22 protein-coding genes are annotated in these 21464 nt (G+C 55.8%); 13 read left to right on the top strand and 9 right to left on the bottom strand.

Going from position 1 to position 21464, the window contains the following annotated elements; all coding sequences use genetic code 11:
- Positions 1 to 7 precede the first annotated feature (7 nt).
- Both AC2FIZ_RS03550 and AC2FIZ_RS03555 read right to left on the bottom strand, forming a co-directional pair.
- Positions 8 to 403, bottom strand: coding sequence for a cell division protein ZapA (locus AC2FIZ_RS03550; protein ID WP_281994664.1), 396 nt, complete (start codon positions 401 to 403; stop codon positions 8 to 10).
- Entirely contained in the window at positions 403 to 1149 is a 747-nt protein-coding gene (locus AC2FIZ_RS03555) for a hypothetical protein (protein ID WP_496687948.1), read from the bottom strand. Before AC2FIZ_RS03555 ends, AC2FIZ_RS03550 begins: the two co-directional genes overlap by 1 nt.
- Positions 1150 to 1383: 234 nt before the next feature.
- On the opposite strand from AC2FIZ_RS03555, the gene tkt reads away from it, so the two are divergent.
- Entirely contained in the window at positions 1384 to 3408 is a 2025-nt protein-coding gene (gene tkt, locus AC2FIZ_RS03560) for a transketolase (protein ID WP_281994666.1), read from the top strand.
- Between the two features lie 58 nt (positions 3409 to 3466).
- On the opposite strand, the gene AC2FIZ_RS03565 is transcribed toward tkt, so the two are convergent.
- Positions 3467 to 4429, bottom strand: coding sequence for a DUF808 domain-containing protein (locus tag AC2FIZ_RS03565; protein ID WP_142634015.1), 963 nt, complete (start codon positions 4427 to 4429; stop codon positions 3467 to 3469).
- Between the two features lie 184 nt (positions 4430 to 4613).
- Between AC2FIZ_RS03565 and gap (AC2FIZ_RS03570) the strand changes: the two genes are divergently transcribed.
- The 3 genes from gap (AC2FIZ_RS03570) to gap (AC2FIZ_RS03580) all read left to right on the top strand — a co-directional run bounded on the left by gap (AC2FIZ_RS03570) (position 4614) and on the right by gap (AC2FIZ_RS03580) (position 6917).
- Positions 4614 to 5615 (top strand): type I glyceraldehyde-3-phosphate dehydrogenase, encoded by a 1002-nt coding sequence (gap, locus tag AC2FIZ_RS03570; protein WP_142634017.1) that lies wholly within the window; start codon positions 4614 to 4616, stop codon positions 5613 to 5615.
- A 71-nt stretch (positions 5616 to 5686) separates the two neighbouring features.
- Entirely contained in the window at positions 5687 to 5830 is a 144-nt protein-coding gene (locus AC2FIZ_RS03575) for a hypothetical protein (RefSeq protein ID WP_185956611.1), read from the top strand.
- An 82-nt stretch (positions 5831 to 5912) separates the two neighbouring features.
- On the top strand, positions 5913 to 6917 hold the full coding sequence (gene gap / locus AC2FIZ_RS03580) for a type I glyceraldehyde-3-phosphate dehydrogenase (protein ID WP_281994667.1): 1005 nt from the start codon (positions 5913 to 5915) through the stop codon (positions 6915 to 6917).
- Here the strand turns inward: gap (AC2FIZ_RS03580) and coaD are convergent.
- The 3 genes from coaD to AC2FIZ_RS03595 all read right to left on the bottom strand — a co-directional run bounded on the left by coaD (position 6909) and on the right by AC2FIZ_RS03595 (position 8886).
- Positions 6909 to 7400 carry a pantetheine-phosphate adenylyltransferase gene (gene coaD, locus AC2FIZ_RS03585; protein WP_142634021.1) on the bottom strand — a complete coding sequence of 164 codons (492 nt, stop codon included), beginning with the start codon at positions 7398 to 7400 and terminating at the stop codon, positions 6909 to 6911. The two genes, gap (AC2FIZ_RS03580) and coaD, sit on opposite strands and share 9 nt — an antisense overlap.
- A gap of 85 nt (positions 7401 to 7485) precedes the next feature.
- A complete protein-coding gene (locus AC2FIZ_RS03590) occupies positions 7486 to 7923 on the bottom strand; it encodes a CBS domain-containing protein (RefSeq protein ID WP_142634023.1) in 438 nt (145 codons plus the stop codon).
- A 60-nt stretch (positions 7924 to 7983) separates the two neighbouring features.
- Positions 7984 to 8886, bottom strand: coding sequence for a LysR family transcriptional regulator (locus AC2FIZ_RS03595; protein ID WP_281972156.1), 903 nt, complete (start codon positions 8884 to 8886; stop codon positions 7984 to 7986).
- A gap of 101 nt (positions 8887 to 8987) precedes the next feature.
- Here AC2FIZ_RS03595 and AC2FIZ_RS03600 point away from each other — a divergent pair, with 101 nt between their 5' ends.
- Entirely contained in the window at positions 8988 to 10487 is a 1500-nt protein-coding gene (locus AC2FIZ_RS03600) for a CoA-acylating methylmalonate-semialdehyde dehydrogenase (protein WP_281994669.1), read from the top strand.
- A 201-nt stretch (positions 10488 to 10688) separates the two neighbouring features.
- Positions 10689 to 11276: a L,D-transpeptidase gene (locus tag AC2FIZ_RS03605; protein WP_271946907.1), complete on the top strand. Its 588-nt coding sequence runs from the start codon at positions 10689 to 10691 to the stop codon at positions 11274 to 11276.
- A gap of 55 nt (positions 11277 to 11331) precedes the next feature.
- Here AC2FIZ_RS03605 and AC2FIZ_RS03610 read toward each other — a convergent pair whose 3' ends face one another.
- Together AC2FIZ_RS03610 and AC2FIZ_RS03615 are read right to left on the bottom strand one after the other, a co-directional pair.
- Positions 11332 to 11808 (bottom strand): fasciclin domain-containing protein, encoded by a 477-nt coding sequence (locus AC2FIZ_RS03610; RefSeq protein WP_142634031.1) that lies wholly within the window; start codon positions 11806 to 11808, stop codon positions 11332 to 11334.
- A gap of 77 nt (positions 11809 to 11885) precedes the next feature.
- Complete coding sequence (locus AC2FIZ_RS03615) at positions 11886 to 12731, bottom strand: class I SAM-dependent methyltransferase (protein ID WP_271946902.1); 846 nt, start codon at positions 12729 to 12731, stop codon at positions 11886 to 11888.
- Between the two features lie 144 nt (positions 12732 to 12875).
- On the opposite strand from AC2FIZ_RS03615, the gene AC2FIZ_RS03620 reads away from it, so the two are divergent.
- The 7 genes from AC2FIZ_RS03620 (at position 12876) to AC2FIZ_RS03650 (ending at position 18478) form a co-directional block, all read left to right on the top strand.
- Positions 12876 to 13991: a carboxylate-amine ligase gene (locus tag AC2FIZ_RS03620; protein ID WP_142634035.1), complete on the top strand. Its 1116-nt coding sequence runs from the start codon at positions 12876 to 12878 to the stop codon at positions 13989 to 13991.
- 128 nt (positions 13992 to 14119) lie between these two features.
- On the top strand, positions 14120 to 15262 hold the full coding sequence (locus AC2FIZ_RS03625; RefSeq protein WP_142634037.1) for an acyl-CoA dehydrogenase family protein: 1143 nt from the start codon (positions 14120 to 14122) through the stop codon (positions 15260 to 15262).
- A 7-nt stretch (positions 15263 to 15269) separates the two neighbouring features.
- Complete coding sequence (locus AC2FIZ_RS03630; protein WP_281972159.1) at positions 15270 to 16310, top strand: enoyl-CoA hydratase/isomerase family protein; 1041 nt, start codon at positions 15270 to 15272, stop codon at positions 16308 to 16310.
- Positions 16311 to 16313: 3 nt separating this feature from the next.
- A complete protein-coding gene (mmsB, locus tag AC2FIZ_RS03635) occupies positions 16314 to 17186 on the top strand; it encodes a 3-hydroxyisobutyrate dehydrogenase (protein ID WP_496790605.1) in 873 nt (290 codons plus the stop codon).
- Positions 17187 to 17280: 94 nt separating this feature from the next.
- A complete protein-coding gene (locus tag AC2FIZ_RS03640) occupies positions 17281 to 17679 on the top strand; it encodes a hypothetical protein (protein ID WP_281994673.1) in 399 nt (132 codons plus the stop codon).
- A gap of 143 nt (positions 17680 to 17822) precedes the next feature.
- On the top strand, positions 17823 to 17975 hold the full coding sequence (locus AC2FIZ_RS03645; RefSeq protein WP_281994674.1) for a hypothetical protein: 153 nt from the start codon (positions 17823 to 17825) through the stop codon (positions 17973 to 17975).
- Positions 17976 to 18151: 176 nt separating this feature from the next.
- Positions 18152 to 18478: a site-2 protease family protein gene (locus AC2FIZ_RS03650; protein ID WP_281994675.1), complete on the top strand. Its 327-nt coding sequence runs from the start codon at positions 18152 to 18154 to the stop codon at positions 18476 to 18478.
- Positions 18479 to 18495: 17 nt separating this feature from the next.
- On the opposite strand, the gene uvrA is transcribed toward AC2FIZ_RS03650, so the two are convergent.
- A complete protein-coding gene (gene uvrA, locus AC2FIZ_RS03655) occupies positions 18496 to 21354 on the bottom strand; it encodes an excinuclease ABC subunit UvrA (protein WP_496790606.1) in 2859 nt (952 codons plus the stop codon).
- Between the last annotated feature and the right edge of the window lie 110 nt (positions 21355 to 21464).

Here is a 21464-nt window from a genome sequence, read left to right on the forward strand (position 1 = left end):
ATATTTATCATTTCGTTGACTTTTCTTCTATGAATGCCGCCATTGCCTCGGCCCGAGCAGCCAATTCTGCCAAGGTGTCGGTGACCGAAGGTGGAACCACGGCAACTTCAATTCTTTCCGGCTCGGGCTGTGGCATGCTGCGCAGGTTCCGAAGCTCGGCTTCGGCCTCCGCTAGCTTATTTTCCAGCGAGTTGATCTTGTCACCCGTGGCGGCGGCTTTGTCTGCCAACATCAATCCAGCCATCAAAAGCATCCGGGATTCAGGCATCCGACCGATCTGATCCGACAATACCTGCGCTTCATCATCCAGCAATTTAGCAGCAGCTTGCAGGAAAACCTCTTCGCCTTCCTGGCATGAAACCTCAAAGCCGCGCCCCCCGATTTGAATGGTCAATTCAGGCATTATTCCACCTCTCCTTCGGCCAGTTTCGCCTGAGACAGCAACGGTTCCAACCGGGCCAGCACGGCATGTGCTTCGGCCGCATCGGTGGCCTGCGCTGCGCGCGTTGCCTCAAGCTCGGCAGCTGTGGCACGATTCAACAGATCCGCATCGGTCATTCCGTCTTCTGCAGCTGCGCGCAGCTCTTCGACCGACATTCGTAGTTGTTCGTTGGCTTTGCGCATGCGCTGCAGATCATCATCCAGACGCGACATCGCCGAGCCATGGCTACTGCGTTCGGCGCGCAGCATTTCTAACTCGGCGCTGAGTTCCGCTACGCGTTCACTATCCGCCAATTCCGAACGAAGACGGGCATTTTCGGCTTTCAGTTCTTCGACAACATCCTGATCTTCCAATGCTGCCTTTGCGCTTGCCAACTCGGCCCGTGCGGCTTCGACCGAAGTAAGCTGTGCCTTGGCATCTTCGAGTTGCTCGCGCAGCGCTGCACTTTCCTGACTATCAGACGGCGTATTGCGCAAGCCTTCGATTTCTAGGCGCATGGCATCGACTTCGGAATCGTGCCTTTCTTTTAATGATCTGAGACGCTCTTCAAGTTGAGCATTCGCAACCCTCTCATCATCCAGAGCTACACGCAGAGTGTCATCTTCTCCACCGCTGCCTGCGCCAACTTCCGCCATTGTCGCAATGCCGGATCCAATCCGATCCATCGCGGCCACAATACGGCGTTGTAGTTCTTCGATCTGGCTCATGCCCCTGCCACCTTTTTATCAAGGTTCCTTGTTTCGCGAGGTTATCCGAATCAACCTTGTACGCGTCTTGGCCTAGTCTAACCCAATGGCATCGAAAATACCCACTGTTTGCTTTCAACGACTTGGGTCACATTCTTGATCCAGCAAAACCCTGCAGCACCCAGTTCTACTTGCACTTTGAGGGCTGAATGGTATTGAGCGGCCATCTGCCTGTAATCCAAAGGAACAACACCCGTGGACCTGACTGCGCTGCGCAATGCCAACCCCGAACACTGGGACAAAGCTGCGGCCATCCGCACATTGACCCTCGACGCCGTCGCCGCCGCCAATTCCGGCCATTCCGGTATGCCAATGGGCATGGCCGATGTCGCGACCGTACTGTTCGAAAAGCACCTGAAATTCGACGCCTCGGCCCCAAGCTGGCCCGACCGCGACCGGTTCATCCTGTCCGCCGGTCACGGCTCGATGCTGATCTATTCGCTGTTGTATCTCACTGGGAACGCTGACGTTACGCTGGAACAGATCAAGAATTTCCGTCAGCTGGGCGCAAAAACTGCAGGTCACCCCGAGAACTTCCTTGTCAACGGGATCGAAACAACAACCGGCCCGCTGGGTCAGGGGATCTCGAACGCCGTTGGTTTTGCCATGGCCGAGGAAATTCAGCGCGCTCATTACGGCAAGAAGATCGTAGATCACTATACCTATGTCATCGCGGGCGACGGCTGCCTTATGGAAGGCGTTAGCCAAGAGGCCATCACGCTGGCCGGCCGTCACGAGCTGGGTAAGCTGATCGTGTTCTGGGACAACAACAACATCACCATCGACGGCACGGTCGACATCGCTGACCGGACCGATCAGGTGAAACGTTTTGCCGCCTCGGGCTGGCAGGTCATCGAGATTGATGGTCATGATCCGCAGGCCATCGACGAGGCCATCACCAAGGCGAAATCGTCAAACAAGCCGACCATGATCGCCTGTGAAAGCCATATTGCTTTGGGTCACGCCGCGCAGGATACCTCGAAAGGCCACGGCGCCCTGACCGATCAGGAACAGCTGAAAGCGGCCAAAGAGGCCTATGCCGCCCCGCATGGCGCCTTCGAAATTCCGCCAAATGTCAAAACCGCCTGGGAAGCAATCGGTTCCCGCGGCGCGGCCGAGCGGTCTGCGTGGGAGGAGCGTTTCGGGCAAATCTCTGAACGCAAACAGGCCGAGTTCAACCGCTCTTATGCGTTCGAGGCACCCAAAAAACTGGCCGGTGCCATCCGCTCGTTCAAAAAGCAGATGTCGGAAGATCAGCCCAAGTTGGCCACCCGTGCCTCGTCCGAAAAAGTTCTGAACGTGGTCAATCCGATCATGCCGGAAACTATTGGCGGGTCTGCTGACTTGACCGGTTCGAACAACACGAAATCGGCCGATATGGGCGTGTTCCTGCCGGAAAACCGCAAGGGTCGGTACATCCATTACGGTATCCGCGAACACGGCATGGCCGCCGCGATGAACGGTATGGCGCTGCATGGCGGCATCCGTCCCTATGGCGGTACCTTCATGGCGTTCACCGACTATGCGCGGCCCTCGATGCGGCTTGCAGCGCTGATGAAGATACCCACGGTCTTTGTGATGACCCATGACTCGATCGGTCTGGGCGAAGACGGCCCGACCCACCAGCCGGTCGAGCATCTGGCAATCTCACGCGCGACACCGAATACCTATGTGTTCCGCCCGGCGGATGCCGTTGAAACAGCGGAATCCTGGGAACTGGCGCTGACCTTCAAGGACAGCCCTTCGGTCTTGTCTCTGACCCGCCAGGGCGTGCCGACCGTACGCAAGGATCACAAAACCAAAAACCTGACTGCACAAGGCGGCTATGTTCTAGCCGAAGCCGAAGGCAAGCGTCAGGCAATCCTGATCGCAACCGGTTCGGAAGTGTCGCTGGCGATGGAAGCCAAGGCGATGCTCGAGGCCGAGGGCATTGGCACGCGCGTCGTGTCGATGCCATGCATGGAACTGTTCGCCGAGCAGGATGAAGCGTATCGCAAGCGGGTTCTGCCCGGTGGAGCCGTCCGTGTCGGCATCGAGGCCGCCGTCCGCGCCGGAGGCTGGGACCGCTGGCTGCTGGGTGAACGCGGCCGTGACGCCAAGGCAGGCTTCATCGGCATGTCGGGCTTTGGCGCGTCTGCCCCCGCTGATGAACTGTACAAACATTTCGGCATCACTGCCGAGGCCACAGTTGCAAAGGTCAAGGAATTACTGGAGCTGTAATTCCCAATTTCAAACATCAAGCGAAGGGCGGCCATGCGCCGCCCTTTTCGTTTTCTGATTAATGCGTTTCAGATTTCCGAGACAAAATCGGCGCGACCACTTTGGTTGCAATCGGGATCAGCACGAACCCCCAGGCCAGTCCGAAAATGCCATCCATCGTGGCTTTGGAAATCCACTCCACGGCACCTTCCCATTGCGCCGAAACCGCATGCCCGGCTGCATAGGCCATGTCATGGATCTGATGTCCCAACCAGCCAAAACCCAGAACCTCAAGCCCGTGAATGATGATCGAGCCGCCAACCCACAGCATCGCAGCTGTGCCGACAATCGACAGCACTTTCATGACAACCGGCATCGCCTTAACCAATCCACGCCCCAATCCGCGCCCGATCGGCGTTGGTGCGTTTCGCGCCAGGAAAAGGCCCACATCGTCCATCTTCACGATCAAGGCGACCGAGCCATAAACGGCCAGGGTCACACCTAGTCCAACAACGGCCAGCGTTGCCGCCTGCATCCAGATATTCGGTGCTTCGATGGCGGCAAGGGCGATTGTCATGATCTCGGCGGACAAGATGAAATCGGTTTTGATCGCCCCCTTGACCTTCTGCTCTTCCAGATGGCCCGGGTCTTTGACCTTCATATCTTCGTCTATAACGTGGCTGCCATGAGGGAAAAGCAGGTGAAATATCTTTTCTGCCCCTTCGAAGCACAAATAGGACCCGCCAAGCATCAACAAGGGCGTTATCAACCAGGGTGCAAAATTGGCCAGCAACAAGGCGACTGGCAACAGCAGTATAATCTTGTTGAAAATCGAGCCGCGCGCAATGCGCCAGATGATCGGCAATTCCCGCGCCGGGGCAAAGCCCTGCACATATTTCGGAGTAACTGCTGCATCATCGATGATCACGCCCGCAGTCTTGGCCCCGGCCTTGCCGGCGGCAGCGACCACATCGTCCACTGACGCTGCAGCAACCTTTGCTATGCCAGCAACATCATCCAACAGTGCCAACAAACCACTCATGCGTGTTTCCTCTCATCTCACCTGTCGCCAGGGGACCCTACCCGATCCGACGGCTAGCGCAAGCGTTAGCGCAACCGGCGAAGGTTTGCGCTAACACGTTAAGAATATGTCACTTTTGCCCTTTTGAGAAAGCGTCTGTGCCGCTATATGCCCCGCAGAGCAAGCGCATTTTTGGAGACGTCAGATGACCATCAAGGTCGGCATCAATGGATTTGGCCGTATCGGCCGCTGCACCCTGTCGCATATTGCGGCATCGGCCCGCAACGACATCGAAGTGATCAAGGTCAACGCGACCGGCCCATTGGAAACTACCGCCCACCTGCTGAAATACGACAGCATCCACGGCCGCTTTCCCCGCGATGTTTCGATCGAAGGCAACACCATGGATTTGGGCCGCGGCCCAATGGAGGTGTTCTCGACTTACGATATGAACGAGCTTGATTGGGAAGGTTGTGACGTCGTTTTGGAATGCACCGGAAAATTCAACGATGGCCTGAAAGCCAAAACGCATCTGGAACGCGGTGCTCAGAAGGTTCTTTTGTCTGCGCCAGGCAAGAATGTTGATAAAACCATTGTCTATGGCGTGAACCACAACAGCCTGGTTACTGAAGATAGAATGGTTTCGAATGGCTCTTGTACCACGAACTGCCTTGCTCCGCTTGCCAAGGTACTGGACGAAGGTATCGGGATCGAACACGGTATCATGACTACGATCCATGCCTATACCGGCGACCAGCCGACACTGGATCGCCGTCATAGTGACCTGTATCGCGCGCGCGCTGCGGCAATGTCCATGATCCCTACTTCAACAGGTGCAGCCAAAGCTCTGGGCGAAGTTCTGCCGAACCTGAAGGGTCGTTTGGACGGCTCGGCTATCCGTGTACCAACACCAAACGTTTCTGCTGTCGACCTGACCTTCCATGCGGCGCGTGACGTGACTGTCGAAGATGTTAATGCCATCGTTCGTGAAGCATCACGGGGATCAATGCAGCGCGTCGTGGGCTATGAGCCCGCGCCGCTGGTTTCGACCGATTTCAATCATACCGAAGAAAGCTCGATTTTCGCACCAGACCAGACACGGGTCGTTAACAACCGCATGGTTCGTGTTCTGGCTTGGTATGACAACGAATGGGCCTTCTCGGTTCGTATGGCAGACGTCGCCGTTGCCATGGGACGGCTTAACTAAAACGCCGTAGAAATGTTGTACCTTTACACCCGCTCAGTTTATCTGGGCGGGTGTTTTCATTCGGGGCCAACATGACCAATCAAATTGCTATCTGGCTTGGCATTCTAATACTTGGCTGTCTGCTAGTCGATTACGCAATGTTCGGCTCTGAGAACCTGATCTTCCTGGGAAAGAAACTTTACACCTTCCTGGACTGGCTCGCCTTCTGGCGCTGACAGAGGTTTTTCTTGACTTTTTCCTTGATCTAGCTTTGTTAGCGCTAACTTTGCAATAACAGACACCCAGACGGAGCAGACCATGACACTCAAGTTGGCAATCAATGGATTTGGACGGATCGGGCGCGGTGTTTTGCGGGCATTGATGGAATCTGGGCGGACCGACGTTCAGATCGTGGCCATAAACGATTTGGCCAAGCCCGAAATTAACGCGCATCTCTTTGAATTCGACAGTGTGCATGGACGTTATACAAAGCCCGTTTCCCTGACCGACGCCGGTTTGGATGTCGGTGCAGGCCCGATCCGCCTAACCAGCGAACGCGAGCCTGAGAAACTCGATTGGTCCGATATTGACGTTGTTCTCGAATGCACAGGCGTGTTCCGCACGCGCGAAGCCGCGGCGCGCCATTTTGACAACGGCGCCAAAAAAGTTCTGATTTCTGCTCCTGCCCGCGGGGATGGTGCGGTCAAAACCATCGTCTTCGGGGTAAATGACCATGAACTGACCGTCGAAGATACAATCGTTTCGAACGCATCCTGCACGACCAACTGTTTGTCGCCCGTTGCTGCGGCGCTGGACGAGGGTTTGGGCATTGTCCACGGAAACATGACAACCGTTCATGCCTATACAGCCAGCCAACCAGTTCACGATACCGCAGGAAAAGACCCGTATCTGTCACGCGCAGCTGCGTTGTCGATGATTCCCACCACTACGGGGGCAGCCTCAGCCGTAGGTCTCGTATTGCCCCAGTTGGCAGGTAAATTGACTGGACAGGCAATCCGTGTTCCCACTCCGAACGTCTCGGTTGTGGATCTGGTGGCCGAGGTGTCGCGCCCAACAACCGAAGAAGAGGTCAACCAGTTGTTCATTGATGCCGCGGCCAATATTCCCGGTGTCCTGGCTGCGGAAAACCGCCCACTAGTGTCGATCGACTTCAATCACGACGCACACAGTTCGACCGTATCTTTGGCTGAAACCAAGGTGACAGACGGCACGTTGGTCCGGGTGCTGGCCTGGTACGACAATGAATGGGGCTTTTCGAACCGGATGCTGGACACTGCGGCCGCGATGGGCGCGCTATCCTAAACGTGCACGCAGCGCGTCATTTACGCGGGGCGTGACGAAATTCGACACGTCCCCGTTCAATCGCGCGATCTCTTTCACCAGTTTCGAGGCAATCGCCTGATGGCGGGCCTCAGCCATAAGGAACACCGTCTCGATCGAGTCGTCCAAAGCGCGGTTCATACCGACCATCTGGAACTCATACTCGAAATCCGCAACAGCACGCAGACCTCTGACAATGACCTGAGCACCTACGTCGCGGGCACAGTTGATAAGCAGGTTTTCAAAAGGATGGGCGACAATTTCAGTTCCGGTCTGTTCGGAAAGAAAGGAACATTCGGCTTCGATCATCTCGACCCGTTCTTCCAACGAAAATAACGGCCCCTTTTCCCGATTGATCGCCACCCCAATCACGAGCTTGTCAACCAGAGCGGCCGCGCGACGGATGATATCAATATGACCCAGGGTGATCGGATCAAATGTTCCGGGATACAATCCAACCCTCATTGCCGCCTCCTGCGCAACGAAATTTCTGCGCAAGCAAACATAACTTGGCTATGGGTGCAAGTAGTTGCGTCGCGTTTCTATGGGCTTAATGGCCCATGATCATGCCTTCCAATGCGTCTTTTTCCATTGCCAGTTCGGAAAGCTGTGCTTTGACAACGTCGCCTAGGGTAACAATGCCAACGAGGTTACCGTCCTCAACAACCGGCATATGGCGAAAGCGCCCTTCGGTCATCCGCGACATTATATCCTGGACAGTATCCTGTTGCGTCGCTGTCACCAGCTCGCGGGTCATATAAGCGCTTACAGGTTTTGATAGGCATCCGCTGCCGCTTGCGGCCAGTTCGCGCACAATGTCACGTTCTGATAAGATGCCTGATGCGGTCTTACCGCCGTCTTCTGATACAACCACCGTTCCGATGCGCTTTTCTGCAAGGATTCCTGCAACCTCTGAAACTGTGCGCGAAGGAGCAACTGTCACCACGCCTCCGGTGGCTTTGGATTTCAGAATGGCCTGAACAAGCATTGACGTAACCTCCGAAATAACTTCGTGTTTTCCAAAGCGTTGCCGGAATGAAATAGCCTGTCAAGGTGAAGCTTCAGCCTCAAGCCGCTCAACTTCATCGCGAATCCCTTGGGACAGGGCCTGCGCGAACCGATTCAACCGCTCGTTTCGTTGGTCACCTTGATGTCGAACCAGATGAAAACTGCGTGTCAAACTCACTTGATCAACTAATATTTTCTTCAACTTCGGGTGAAATGGCAGTGTGAAATCATGCGCAATGCAGATCCCTGATCCCTGGGAAACCTGCCGCAGTTGGACAGAGACCGAATTCGAGGCCAGCGCGACACGGTCAACACCCAGATCGACCAGATAGTCCAGTTCGCGGTCGAATATCATATCAGGTATGTATCCGATCATACGATGCCCCCCTAACGTGCTGATGGAATGAACTGCAGGGTGATCGGCAAGGTATTCCTGCGTTGCGACAAGATGAAGTTTGTAATCGGTAATTTTCTGTACAAGCAGTTTTCCAGCGGTCGGTGCGCTGACGGTCACGGCCATATCGGCTTCACGGCGTGAAAGGTTGATGACGCGCGGCAAGGCCAGAATTTGTATGTCCAGATTGGGATTGGCGTCACAGATCTTGCCACACACCTGCGGCAACAAGTAGTTCGCACACCCGTCCGGTGCGCCGATCCGGATTTGCCCGCTCAACCTCTCAGATGGTTCTGCCATGGCGCCTGCTGCAGCTCGCATCGCCTCTTCGGCTTTTAGACCGTGGTCCATCAAACGCTCACCAGCTGAGGTCAGCACATATCCCTGCTGCGATTTGGTGAACAGCGGCGCATCCAGAGACGCTTCCAACCGCGCTACACGGCGTCCGACCGTAGCCGGGTCAATCCGAAGTAATCGTCCCGCCGCCGAAAGGCTTTCTTCGCGGGCTACGGCCAGAAAGACCCTCATATCATCCCAATTAGGTGTCACGCTTCACCTTTGCAATTTTGCAAAACACCTTTGGGACATTGCCTCTGTTCAAGCCATTTATGCAAGCCTATTCTGCGCGCAGACCTTCGGAGGAATTCGCAATGAACGAACTGTCCCATTTCATCAACGGTGAGAATGTCGCCGGCACGTCCGGCCGATATGATGACGTGTTCAACCCCGCTACCGGCGAGGTACAGTACAAATGCCCGATGGCAAGTGGTGCCGAGACCACAGCAGCCATTGCTAGCGCCGCAGCCGCACAACCGGCCTGGGGTGCAACGAACCCGCAAAAACGCGGGCGCGTGATGATGGCGATGGTTCACCTGATGAACCGCGACATGGACAAGCTGGCCGAAGCGCTGAGCCGCGAGCACGGCAAGACGATCCCTGACGCGAAAGGCGATCTGCAGCGCGGTCTAGAAGTGATCGAATACTGCATCGGTGCTCCGCAGATGTTGAAAGGCGAATTCACCGACAGTGCGGGCCCAGGCATCGACATGTATTCTATGCGCCAGCCTTTAGGGGTTGTGGCCTCGATCATGCCGTTCAACTTCCCAGCCATGATGCCTCTGTGGCATGTGGGCCCTGCCCTGGCCTGTGGCAACGCTGTTGTTCTGAAACCGTCCGAGCGCGATCCTTCAGTACCTTTGATGCTGGCGGAACTTTTCGTTGAGGCAGGTTTGCCCAAAGGTGTGTTCCAAGTGGTCAATGGCGACAAAGAGGCCGTGGACACCCTGTTGGACAGCGAGATCATTCAGGGCGTTTCCTTTGTGGGCTCGACCCCTATCGCGCAGTACATCTATTCGCGCGCCACGGCCAACGGCAAACGCGCGCAGTGTTTCGGCGGCGCCAAGAACCACATGATCGTCATGCCCGACGCCGATCTTGACCAGGCAGCAGATGCCCTGGTTGGCGCCGGTTTCGGCGCGGCTGGCGAACGCTGCATGGCCGTATCGGTTGCCGTCCCGGTCGGAGAGGATACCGCCGACGCGCTGATCGAAAAGCTTATTCCTCGTATCGAGAAACTGAAGGTCGGCCCCTACACTGCCGGCGATGCTGTTGACATGGGACCGGTCGTGACCGGTGCTGCCAAAGAGCGCATTTTGGGACTGATCAGCTCGGGCGTTGAACAGGGTGCCAAACTGGTTGTCGATAATCGCGACTTTAGCCTGCAGGGCTATGAAGACGGCTTCTTCGTCGGCCCTCACCTGTTTGACCACGTGACGCCCGACATGGACATCTATAAGCAAGAGATCTTTGGTCCGGTTTTGTCGACCGTCCGCGCAGGATCATACGAAGAAGCGATTGGCTTGGCTATGGACCACGAATACGGCAATGGCACGGCGATCTTCACCCGCGATGGAGATACCGCGCGTGACTTTGCCAGCCGGATCAATATCGGCATGGTCGGTATCAACGTTCCGATCCCGGTTCCGTTGGCCTATCACACCTTTGGCGGTTGGAAGAAATCCATGTTCGGTGACCTGAACCAGCATGGTGCGGATAGCTTCAAATTCTATACACGCACAAAAACGGTCACCGCGCGTTGGCCTTCAGGCATCAAAGAAGGCGGCGAGTTCAACTTCAAAGCCATGGACTGATCCAAACGAAAGCTGTGGATCCACAGAGCCCGGCCACCACTGGCCGGGCTTTTTCAATACACGGCCAAGTTTCGCTTGTGATGTTCGCTTCACAATAAATTCACTCAACACTCCCTAGGAAATCTGATCAGAAAAACATAAGTTACACGCAGTTCCGCGCGAGCAGTTCCTGAACCGGAGGCCAATTTGTCAGATCCCCGCATGACCCGTCGCTCTGCATTATTAGGTGCAGCGTCTCTGTTGATGACACCTGCACTGGTGCGCGCACAAAGCAGCGCCGATGCTTTCCCACTCGACGAAGAAGCGATCAGCACACAGCTAGCTGTGCGGCGGAATGTCTCCTCATTCTCGCACCAAAATTGGCAGGATCACTTCGATCAGTTAGGTGTCGGCTGCCTGCTGGCAGATATCACAAGCCGCGCTGTACACTATTGGGGGGCTGACGGGACGTACAAACTGTACCCCAGCTCAGTCCCTATGAGCGAAGAACTCACAAGGCGTGGTTATACCGAAGTAGTACGCAAGCGCGAAAACCCAAGCTGGACCCCGACCGCCTCAATGCGCGAGCGCGACCCGAACCTGCCCATCCGAATTGAAGGTGGCGAGTCCGGAAATCCGCTGGGTACGCGGGCGATGTATCTGGGCTGGCCAGCATATCTGGTGCACGGCACGCACGATACACGCAAGATTGGACGCCAAAGTTCTTCTGGATGTATTGGCCTTTATAATCAGCATGTTGAAGAGTTATATCCGCTGGTTCAGGTTGGCACCAAGGTCAGATTGGTCTGACAGAATGCCCCGGCCATAACGGCCGGGGTTTTTGCTTGATCACGGTGGTTGCCAATTATTCCGGCAGGATCACCGCATCGACGACGTGGATCACGCCATTGCTGGCCTCGATATCGGCCTGCACAACCTTGGCGCCATTCACTTTGACGCCGTTTTTACCATTCACACTCAGGCGATCACCCTGCACGGTCAGAACTTTGGTGCGCTTGCCAGCGATGTCCCCAGACATGACTTTGGCCGGAACCACATGGTAAGTCAGGATTGCGACCAGTTGGTCTTTGTTCTCGGGCAGTAGCAGCGTTTCCACCGTCCCTTCGGGCAGTGCGGCAAAGGCCTCATCCGTGGGGGCAAAAACGGTGAACGGACCGTCCCCTTTCAGCGTATCGACCAGACCCGCCGCTTGAACCGCTGCAACCAGTGTGGTGAATGATCCAGCAGATACGGCGGTATCCACGATATCGGCGGCCTTCGCTTGTACCGGCAAGGTAAGTGCGATTGCGGCGGCGGCGCTCAGGAAAGTACGGCGAAACATATTTGAGATCTCCTATCCAGGTTGTTATGGAAAGGGGTACGGGCGTTTCGCTGCACCGGATCAATTTGGTGTCAGATTTATTTGACCTGAACCCAAATACTTTGCGCGCGCCCATCTTTCAAAAACGGCAGCGCCTCGACCGCATCCTGGCGATCCTGTTGCAAGAAGTATCCAGGCCAAAGCATTGAATATGCACTAGATTGCAACAATGCATGCAACATATATTGCTCGCCCCATCCCGGGCAGTCATAGAAGAACCGCTTGGGGTATTCGTAGGGTAGAAAAACATCGTGCACATGGATCACAACGCCTGGTTTTAAGGCCGGTATGATGCGACAGAACAGATGCGCGACATCATTGCTCATCCGGACAACATGGCTGGAATCGATGAACAGGATGTCACCCGCTTCAAGCTGTTCGAAGAGGGCTGGATCGACCTCTTCCAACCGTTTCTGTTCGAATTGATCGACAACATGCGCGATGTCCGCGCGCGGATAAGGATCAATCGCGGTGATTTGCGTCTGCAGCCCGCCATCCAATACAGCCTGCCGTGTCACGCGCGTTGAATTACCGCAGCCAACCTCAATCACCCGCTTGGGTTTGAAACGTCGGACCATAAGATACAACGCATCCGCATCTGGGCTGTCATAATACCCGTTGCCGATCCTATACCCGGTTTGATTGCGGGACGGATCTTTCAATGCAGCCAAAGCGGCGGCATGTTCACCATATTCGGCTACCAGCTGCGAGATGTCGAAATCGGCCATTCCCGGTGACAACGAATAAGCCGAACGGGTCAGCCCGCCTGCCCTTTCGAACGCCTCCAGCCGGGCACGCTCGTCCCGTTCCGTGACTTTGTCAATCAGCCTGACACCAAATCGGTCGAGAACGGCATTCAGCCGGGGGAATTTCCTGGGTTTCACACAATGGCTCCGGGGTTCTTCTGAACTTTGACCCGTTCCTTACCGTTGCTAGCCCGATGACCGCAAGGACTCTGCCGGTAAACACTTGGCAAAAAGCGTATTTCCGTATTCACTGTTTCGCATAAAGCTAGAAAGAGGGCCGCCATGCAGCAGGAATACACGCTGGGCATTGAGGAAGAGTATCTTCTGGTCGACCGCGACAGCCTTGAACTTGCCCAAGCACCCGCTGCACTGATGGAAGCCTGCCAGGCTGATTTTCAGGGCCAGGTCAGCCCCGAGTTTCTGCAGTGCCAGATCGAGGTTGGCACCCGCCCCCATGCAACGATCCGCACGGCCCGAGAAGATTTGAAACGCCTGAGGGCGGGTGTGGCGGATCGGTCCGCCGAATACAATCTGGCCCCGATTGCTGTGTCCTGCCACCCCTTTGCGGACTGGAAGAAACAGCACCACACGCGCCGAGAGCGCTATGACGCCTTGCAGCATGCCCTGGGCGGTGTCGCGCGACGGATGCTGATCTGCGGGATGCACGTGCATGTCGGTGTTGAAGAACCGTCATTGCGGGCCGACCTGATGCCGCAGCTTTCCTATTTCCTGCCGCATCTGTTGGCGCTCTCCACATCCTCGCCCTATTGGAACGGAGAGGATACCGGCCTGTCTTCCTATCGCCTGACCGTATTCGACAACCTGCCCCGCACCGGATTACCACCAGTTCTGGCAAGTTGGTCGGAATATGAACGTACGACAGGCATTCTGGTCGAACTTGGCGTGATCGAGGATACCTCGAAAATCTGGTGGGATTTGCGACCGTCTCATCGCTTTCCAACGCTCGAAACACGCATAATGGACGTGCAGCCGAGGTTGGAGCACACTTTGTCACTGGCTGCAATGGTACAGGCGCTGGTCCGAATGTTGTGCCGTCTGAAAGACCGCAACTTGCGTTGGCGGCAATATGACAGGTTCCTGATTGGTGAAAACCGGTGGCGGGCGCAGCGTTACGGTGTCGGCGAAGGCATGATTGATTTCGGGGATCGATCCATCAAGCCCATGCCGGAACTTATGGGTGAACTGATGGGTATGCTGGCCGAAGATGCCGAAGCACTGGGCACCATGACTGAACTTGCCCGGCTACAGCAAATCGCACAAAACGGCACATCTGCCACGCGGCAACGACGTGTTCACGCCGAAGCGACGGCCAAAGGTGCGGATGCAGGCAGGGCTGTGGTTCAGCATCTGATCGAAGAATTCCATCAGGATTTATGACCTGCCTCAAAGTATGATCTAATCGTTTTCGCAATATCCCTGTCAGGAATTGCTGGGCGTGCAAAATTTCTGTAAGAATCAGGAAATAAACACTCGTTCAATTCATCCGGCGACGTGGGAGGAAACCAATGGATTTTGCACCAACCGAAGAGCAAACTGCTATCTTCGATATGGCCTATGAGTTCGGGCAGGAGCATATCGCACCCTTCGCCCGGCAATGGGAGGCAGATGGCACTATTCCCAAAGACCTTTGGCCCCGTGTAGGGGAGCTTGGCTTTGGCGGTCTCTATGTGTCCGAAGATAGTGGCGGTTCCGGTCTTAGTAGGCTGGATGCGACGATGGTGTTCGAGGCCCTTTCGATGGCTTGCCCTTCAGTCGCGGCCTTCCTGACGATCCACAATATGTGCGCCAAGATGTTGGACACATTTGCCGCGGATGAGCTGAAATCGCGGATCATGCCGGATATTCTTAACCTGAACACAGTCCTCAGCTACTGCCTGACCGAACCCGGATCAGGCTCGGACGCAGCCGCGCTGAAAACTCGCGCCGAACGCACGAACGAAGGTTATACGCTGAACGGAACAAAAGCCTTCATCTCGGGCGGCGGATACTCAGATGCTTATGTCTGTATGGTGCGCACCGGACAGGATGGTCCCAAAGGGATTTCAACCCTGTATGTCGAAGATGGCACTCCAGGTCTTAGCTTTGGCGCGCTTGAACAAAAGATGGGCTGGAAAAGCCAACCAACGGCGCAGGTTCAGTTTGACGACTGCAAAGTTCCGGCGGGCAATCTGGTGGGTACAGAAGGTGACGGATTCAAATATGCGATGATGGGCCTGGATGGCGGTCGCTTGAATATTGCCTCATGTTCTTTGGGGGCGGCACAAGCAGGTCTGAACATGACGCTTCAGTATATGTCCGAGCGTCAGGCATTCGGGAAGTCGATTGATCAGTTTCAAGCGCTGCAGTTCAGGCTTGCGGATATGGAAATAGAATTGCAGGCGGCCCGGACGTTCTTGCGTCAGGCGGCCTGGAAACTGGACACGGGCGCACCGGACGCCACCAAGTTCTGTGCAATGGCCAAGAAATTCGTGACTGAAACCGGATCAAAAGTGGTCGACCAATGCCTGCAACTGCACGGCGGTTATGGGTATCTCGCCGATTACGGTATCGAAAAGCTTGTCCGCGACTTGCGCGTTCATCAAATTCTGGAAGGCACAAACGAGATCATGCGCGTCATTGTTTCTCGTCAGATGCTTGCCCAACGCTGAGACCCCGATGCCAGATATTGAAATTCACACTACCGGCCGCGCTGGACGCATCACTCTGACACGCCCCAAGTCTTTGAACGCGCTGAGTTATGACATGTGCATGGCGATAGATACGGCCATGCGCAACTGGCGCGAGGACGAGTCAGTTGACCTGATCATACTGGACGCCGTTGGCGATAAAGCATTTTGCGCCGGGGGAGATATCGCAGAGCTTTATGATACCGGGTGCAAAGGCGACTTTGCCTATGGGCAGACTTTCTGGCGCGATGAATACAGGCTGAATGCACTGATTTTCGAATACCCCAAGCCCGTGGTCAGTTTCCTACAAGGGTTTACTATGGGTGGCGGCGTCGGAATTGGGTGCCACGGAAGCCACCGCATAGTCTGTGAAACATCTCAGATTGCCCTGCCCGAGTGCTCTATCGGTTTGGTGCCGGATGTTGGTGGCTCTCTGATGCTCGCGCTGGCTCCGGGTCGACTGGGAGAATACTTGGGCACAACAGGTCACCGAATGGGCCCTGCGGACGCCATTTATGCGGGCTTTGCCGACCATTTTATCCCCATTGAAGAATGGCCCGGCTTGATCGAACTGCTCGAAGCTTCCGGGAGCACAGACCTGTTGGTCGAGCATTCCCAGACGCCACCCACAGGTAAACTTGAAAAGGTCCAGGCGGAAATCGACGTGCTTTTCAATGGCGAGGGGTTGAACGACATCCTCAACGCGTTGCGCTTTTCCGAGACCCCGTTCTCTGACGCGGCGCAAAAGTTGATGGGCCGCAACTCTCCACTATCCGTGGCTTGTACCATTGAAATGATCCATCGGCTTAAGGCGCTGGATCTGTCGATCCGAAAAGCCCTAGAGATGGAATACCGCTTTACGGCGCGCGCCATGGAACACGGAGACTTTCTGGAAGGTATCCGCGCGCAGATCATAGACAAGGATCGCTCTCCTAATTGGCGTCACCATGGCAAACCTGTTCCCGCCGTGGATATTTCCGCAATGCTGCGGCCCCTGGGCAGCGTCGCCCTGACATTCGAGGAGGATTAAAGAATGAAAATCGGGTTTATCGGCCTTGGAAACATGGGCAATCCAATGGCAGTCAATCTTGCCAATGCCGGGCATGAAGTCGCTGGGTTTGATATGGCCGAGGTGTCGGTTTCCGGTGTTACTTTGACTGGGTCAGGGGCCGACGCTGCAAAAGACGCAGACATCGTCATCACCATGCTTCCGAATGGCCAGATACTTCGATCCGTCGCAAATGAGATCATTCCAGCGATAAATGAAGGGGCCGTCTGGGTCGATTGTTCGACAGTGGATGTCGACAGCGCTCGAGCTGTTGCCGATATGGCTTTGGCTGCGGGAGTTTTGGCCGTCGACGCGCCCGTCTCGGGCGGTATCGGAGGCGCCTCGGCTGGGACGCTGACATTCATGGCAGGTGGAAGCGCCGAGGCATTTGAAAAAGCCCGGCCCTTGTTCGACATCATGGGGCAAAAGGCAGTGCATTGCGGAGACGCGGGCGCGGGTCAGGCGGCCAAGATCTGCAACAACATGATTTTGGGCGTCACCATGATTGCAACCTGCGAGGCCTTCGCGCTGGCCGACAAGTTGGGGCTGGACCGGCAGAAAATGTTCGACGTTGTCAGCACCTCCTCGGGCTATAGCTGGACGATGAACGTATACTGCCCTGCCCCAGGCATCGGCCCGCAAAGCCCGGCCGACAATGGTTATCAACCCGGCTTTGCCGCCGAACTGATGTTGAAAGACCTGCGTCTCAGTCAGCAGGCGGCGGAAAGCTCGGATGCCGACACCCCAATGGGGATGATGGCGACCGAGCTGTATCAGCAATTCGTCGAAAGCGAAGATGGGCTGGGGCTGGACTTCTCGGCCATGCTTCCGCGATTTGAAAAGCGCGGTCGGAACTAGGATGCCCTTGGGCGGCTTCCTGCCCATAGGGTTGACCCCTTTCCTGCCGATGTCCATCTAATGGAGAGGTTCAGCATCGATTCTTGGGGCTACGATGACGCATAATTTGGTCAAAGCGCTTACTGTTCTTGCTCTGGTCGTGACCCCGGTGGCGGCCATGGCCGGTAACGGGAAGGGAAACGGCAAGAACAAGAATAGCAATAAGGTCATCCGCATTGCGCCTCAGGGCGGTATTGTTGCAACTGGAAACGCCGGCCACTGCCCGCCGGGCCTGGCCAAGAAAAACGTACCCTGTGTCCCTCCGGGACAGGCCAAAAAGCTGTATAGAAATGGCGAGTTTATCAATGGCGACTATCGCTGGATTGATGATCCGTTTCGGTATGGCCTGAATAGGGGAAGCTATGTCCGCGCAGGCGACTACGTGTATCGTGTCGACCCGGATACACGCAAAGTTCTGAACCTGATCGGCGCGGTTGCAGACATCCTGAACTGACAATCGCGGCCTGAATTCAAGCGGTCGAAAAGCAACCTCTGTCTATTTGAGAAAGTAAGCAGGCTCGGGCATTTTTCAGCCTGTTTTCAAAATTTTGACGCAATCTAACTTCATCATAAACCTCACTATTTCGAGGTTTTATTATGAATACTGAAAACGTGCTATTTGAGCTCCGCGGCCCATGGAACGTACCGATACATTTCAGCCAAAGCCTTATTTTTCTGGTTTTGATCGTTGTCGGATTTAACGCCGATCCGGTCAACCTGCCCTATGCGCTCGCCTTCGTGGCGATTTAATTGATTTCGATTCTCCTGCACGAGTTGGGCCACCTATGGGGCTGTCTTGTGCAGGGCGTGCCCGTCAATCGAGACGTCCTTTATGGAGGCGGTAGATTCTGCGAACATCGCCGGTCAACCTCGGCATATGAAGACGAATTGATTGTGGCCATGGGGCCGATTGTGAACCTGACCCTGTGGACCGTGTGTTCATTGCTGGAACCGTTTCCAACTCGCCCGAAATTGGCTGGGTTCTGGTGGTGACGGCAGAGCTAAACCTGTGGCAGGCGCTGTTTAACATGCTGCCCCTGATGCCGCTGGATGGGGGGCGTCTGCTCTTCGCTTTGCTCACACGCATTATGTCGGCGAACTCAGCCGCGCGTGTTTCCGGGATTATTGGGCTGGTTGGCGTTCTGCTGTGGATCCCGATAATGATTTTTGCCTATGTCAGCTTCGGCTTCGTGTTCCTGTTCTTTCCGCCAATACTGCGCCACTGGCAGACGCTGCGATACGCCAGATACTGAAGTTGCCGCGACGGAGGTTATTCCGCCGCGACCCGCTCGGGGTTCAGCAACTGTTTCAAATACCTGCCCGTATGGCTGCGTTCCACAACAACAACATCTTCGGGCGTTCCCGTGGCGACAATTTCACCACCACCATCACCGCCTTCGGGTCCGATATCAATGATGTGGTCGGCCGTTTTGACAACATCCAGATTGTGTTCGATCACAACAACCGTGTTACCCTGATCAACCAATTCATGCAGCACTTCCAACAGCTTGCGGACGTCTTCGAAATGAAGACCGGTCGTCGGCTCATCCAGAATGTAAAGCGTCCGACCAGTTGAGCGTTTGGAGAGTTCTTTTGACAGCTTCACCCGCTGCGCTTCACCGCCCGACAGGGTCGTCGCCTGTTGCCCGACCTTGATATACCCCAGACCGACCCGCGCCAGCGCGTCCATCTTATCGCGGATCGACGGCACGGCTTTGAAGAACTCTTGTGCATCTTCCACTGTCATATCAAGGACATCCGCGATGGACTTGCCTTTGAATTTGATCTCAAGGGTTTCCCGATTGTACCGCGCGCCTTTGCAGGTTTCGCAGGTTACATAGACATCGGGCAGAAAGTGCATTTCGATCTTGATGACGCCGTCGCCCTGACAAGCCTCGCACCGACCGCCTTTGACGTTAAAGCTGAACCGGCCAGGCTTGTACCCGCGCGCCTTGGACTCGGGCAGACCGGCGAACCAGTCACGGATCGGCGTGAACGCCCCCGTATACGTGGCCGGGTTCGAGCGTGGTGTACGCCCGATGGGCCGCTGGTCGATGTCGATCACCTTATCCAGATGCTCGAGCCCCTTGATCGTCTCGCACGGCGCGGGTGTCTGCCGCGCGCCGTTCAGCCGCATGGAGGCTGTCTTGAATAGGGTTTCAATCGTCAGGGTCGATTTGCCACCGCCGGATACGCCGGTCACACAGACGAACTTGCCCAGAGGAAAATCAGCGGTCACTTTCTTCAGATTGTTCCCGGTGGCCTTAACCACAGTCACTTTCTTTTTGTTCCCCTTCCGCCGCTCGGACGGCACCGGGATTTCGCGTGTGCCTGACAGGTATTGGCCGGTGATCGAGGCTGCATCGGTCGCGATCTCGGACGGGGTACCCTGGCTGACGACCTGTCCGCCATGCACGCCTGCGCCCGGTCCGATGTCAAAGACATAGTCGGCTTCGCGGATGGCTTCCTCGTCATGTTCTACGACGATGACCGTGTTCCCCTGATCCCTCAGGTTTTTGAGAGTACCCAGCAAGCGGTCATTGTCGCGCTGATGCAACCCGATCGAAGGTTCGTCCAGTACATACAACACCCCGGTCAGACCCGAACCGATCTGGCTGGCCAGACGGATACGCTGACTTTCCCCGCCCGAAAGCGTTCCACTTGAACGTGACAGCGTAAGGTACTCCAAACCAACGTTATTCAGAAATCCTAAACGCTCGCGGATCTCTTTGAGGATCACCCGCGCGATTTCATTTTTCTGAGCGCTCAGATGGTTCGGGGCATCCTCAACCCAAGCCAGTGCCTCGCGGATCGACATCTGGACCACCTGCCCGACATGCATTCCGGAAATCTTGACGGCCAGCGCCTCAGCGCGCAGGCGATAGCCTTCGCAGGTGCCGCAGGAGCGGTTGTTTTGATAACGCTCAAATTCTTCGCGGATCCAGGCGCTGTCAGTCTCGCGATAGCGCCGCTCCATATTCGGGATAACGCCTTCGAAACTGCGGGTTACCTGATAAACCCGGCCGCCTTCGTCATAGCGGAACTGGATTTCTTCCTCGCCCGATCCGCGCAGAAACACCTGCTGCACCTTGGCGGGCAGATCTTTCCACGGCGTATTCTTGTCGAACTCATAATGTCGCGCGATGGCTTCGATAGTCTGCAGGAAATAGGGCGACTTGCCCTTGCGCCAGGGCGCCAAGGCGCCATCATACAGTTTCAGCGTCTGATCCGGCACTACGAGGCGTTCGTCAAAGAACAGCTCGACCCCCAGCCCGTCACAGGCCTGACAGGCCCCGAAGGGCGCATTAAAGGAAAACAGGCGCGGTTCGATCTCGGGGATGGTGAAGCCACTGACAGGACAGGCGAAATTTTCACTGAAGGTGATCCGCTCCGGGTCGCCTTCAGGCGGTGCGGTTTCCAAAATCGCAATGCCATCGGCCAAATCAAGCGCTGTGCGCAGGCTGTCCGCCAGCCGCGTTTCCATACCCTCGCGCACGACCAACCGGTCGACCACAACGTCGATGTCATGGCGGAATTTCTTGTCCAGTGTCGGCGGCTCGTCCAGCTCGTGAAACGCGCCATCAACCTTGACGCGCTGAAAGCCCTGTTTGCGCAGTTCCAGGAACTCTTTTTTGTACTCGCCCTTCCGGTCTCGCACGATCGGGGCAAGCAGATACCCGCGCGTGCCCTCCTCCATCGTCATGATCCGGTCGACCATATCCTGCACCTGCTGGGCTTCGATCGGCTTGCCCGTGGCAGGGCTGAACGGTGTACCAGCGCGGGCAAACAGCAGACGCAGATAGTCGTAAATCTCGGTCACGGTTCCCACAGTAGACCGTGGGTTCTTTGAGGTCGTCTTCTGTTCGATGGAAATAGCCGGAGATAGACCACTGATATGGTCCACATCTGGCTTTTCCATCATATCCAGAAATTGCCGGGCATAGGCCGACAGGCTTTCGACATACCGGCGCTGCCCTTCCGCATAGATCGTGTCAAAGGCAAGCGACGACTTGCCCGAGCCTGACAGACCAGTGATGACCACAAGCTGGTCACGCGGAATATCCACGTCAATGCCTTTGAGGTTATGTTCGCGCGCGCCGCGCACCTCGATATTCTTCAGCTCAGCCATGTTTGGCCCCCAACACATAAGTGTCCTAGAGATAAGCGAGCCACACTGAGTCTCCAACAGAAAAGTTAGAACAAAATGTGAACGAGAGAGATGTTGCCGCCACCTACTGA

The organism is Ruegeria sp. CDSB022 (assembly GCF_059611145.1).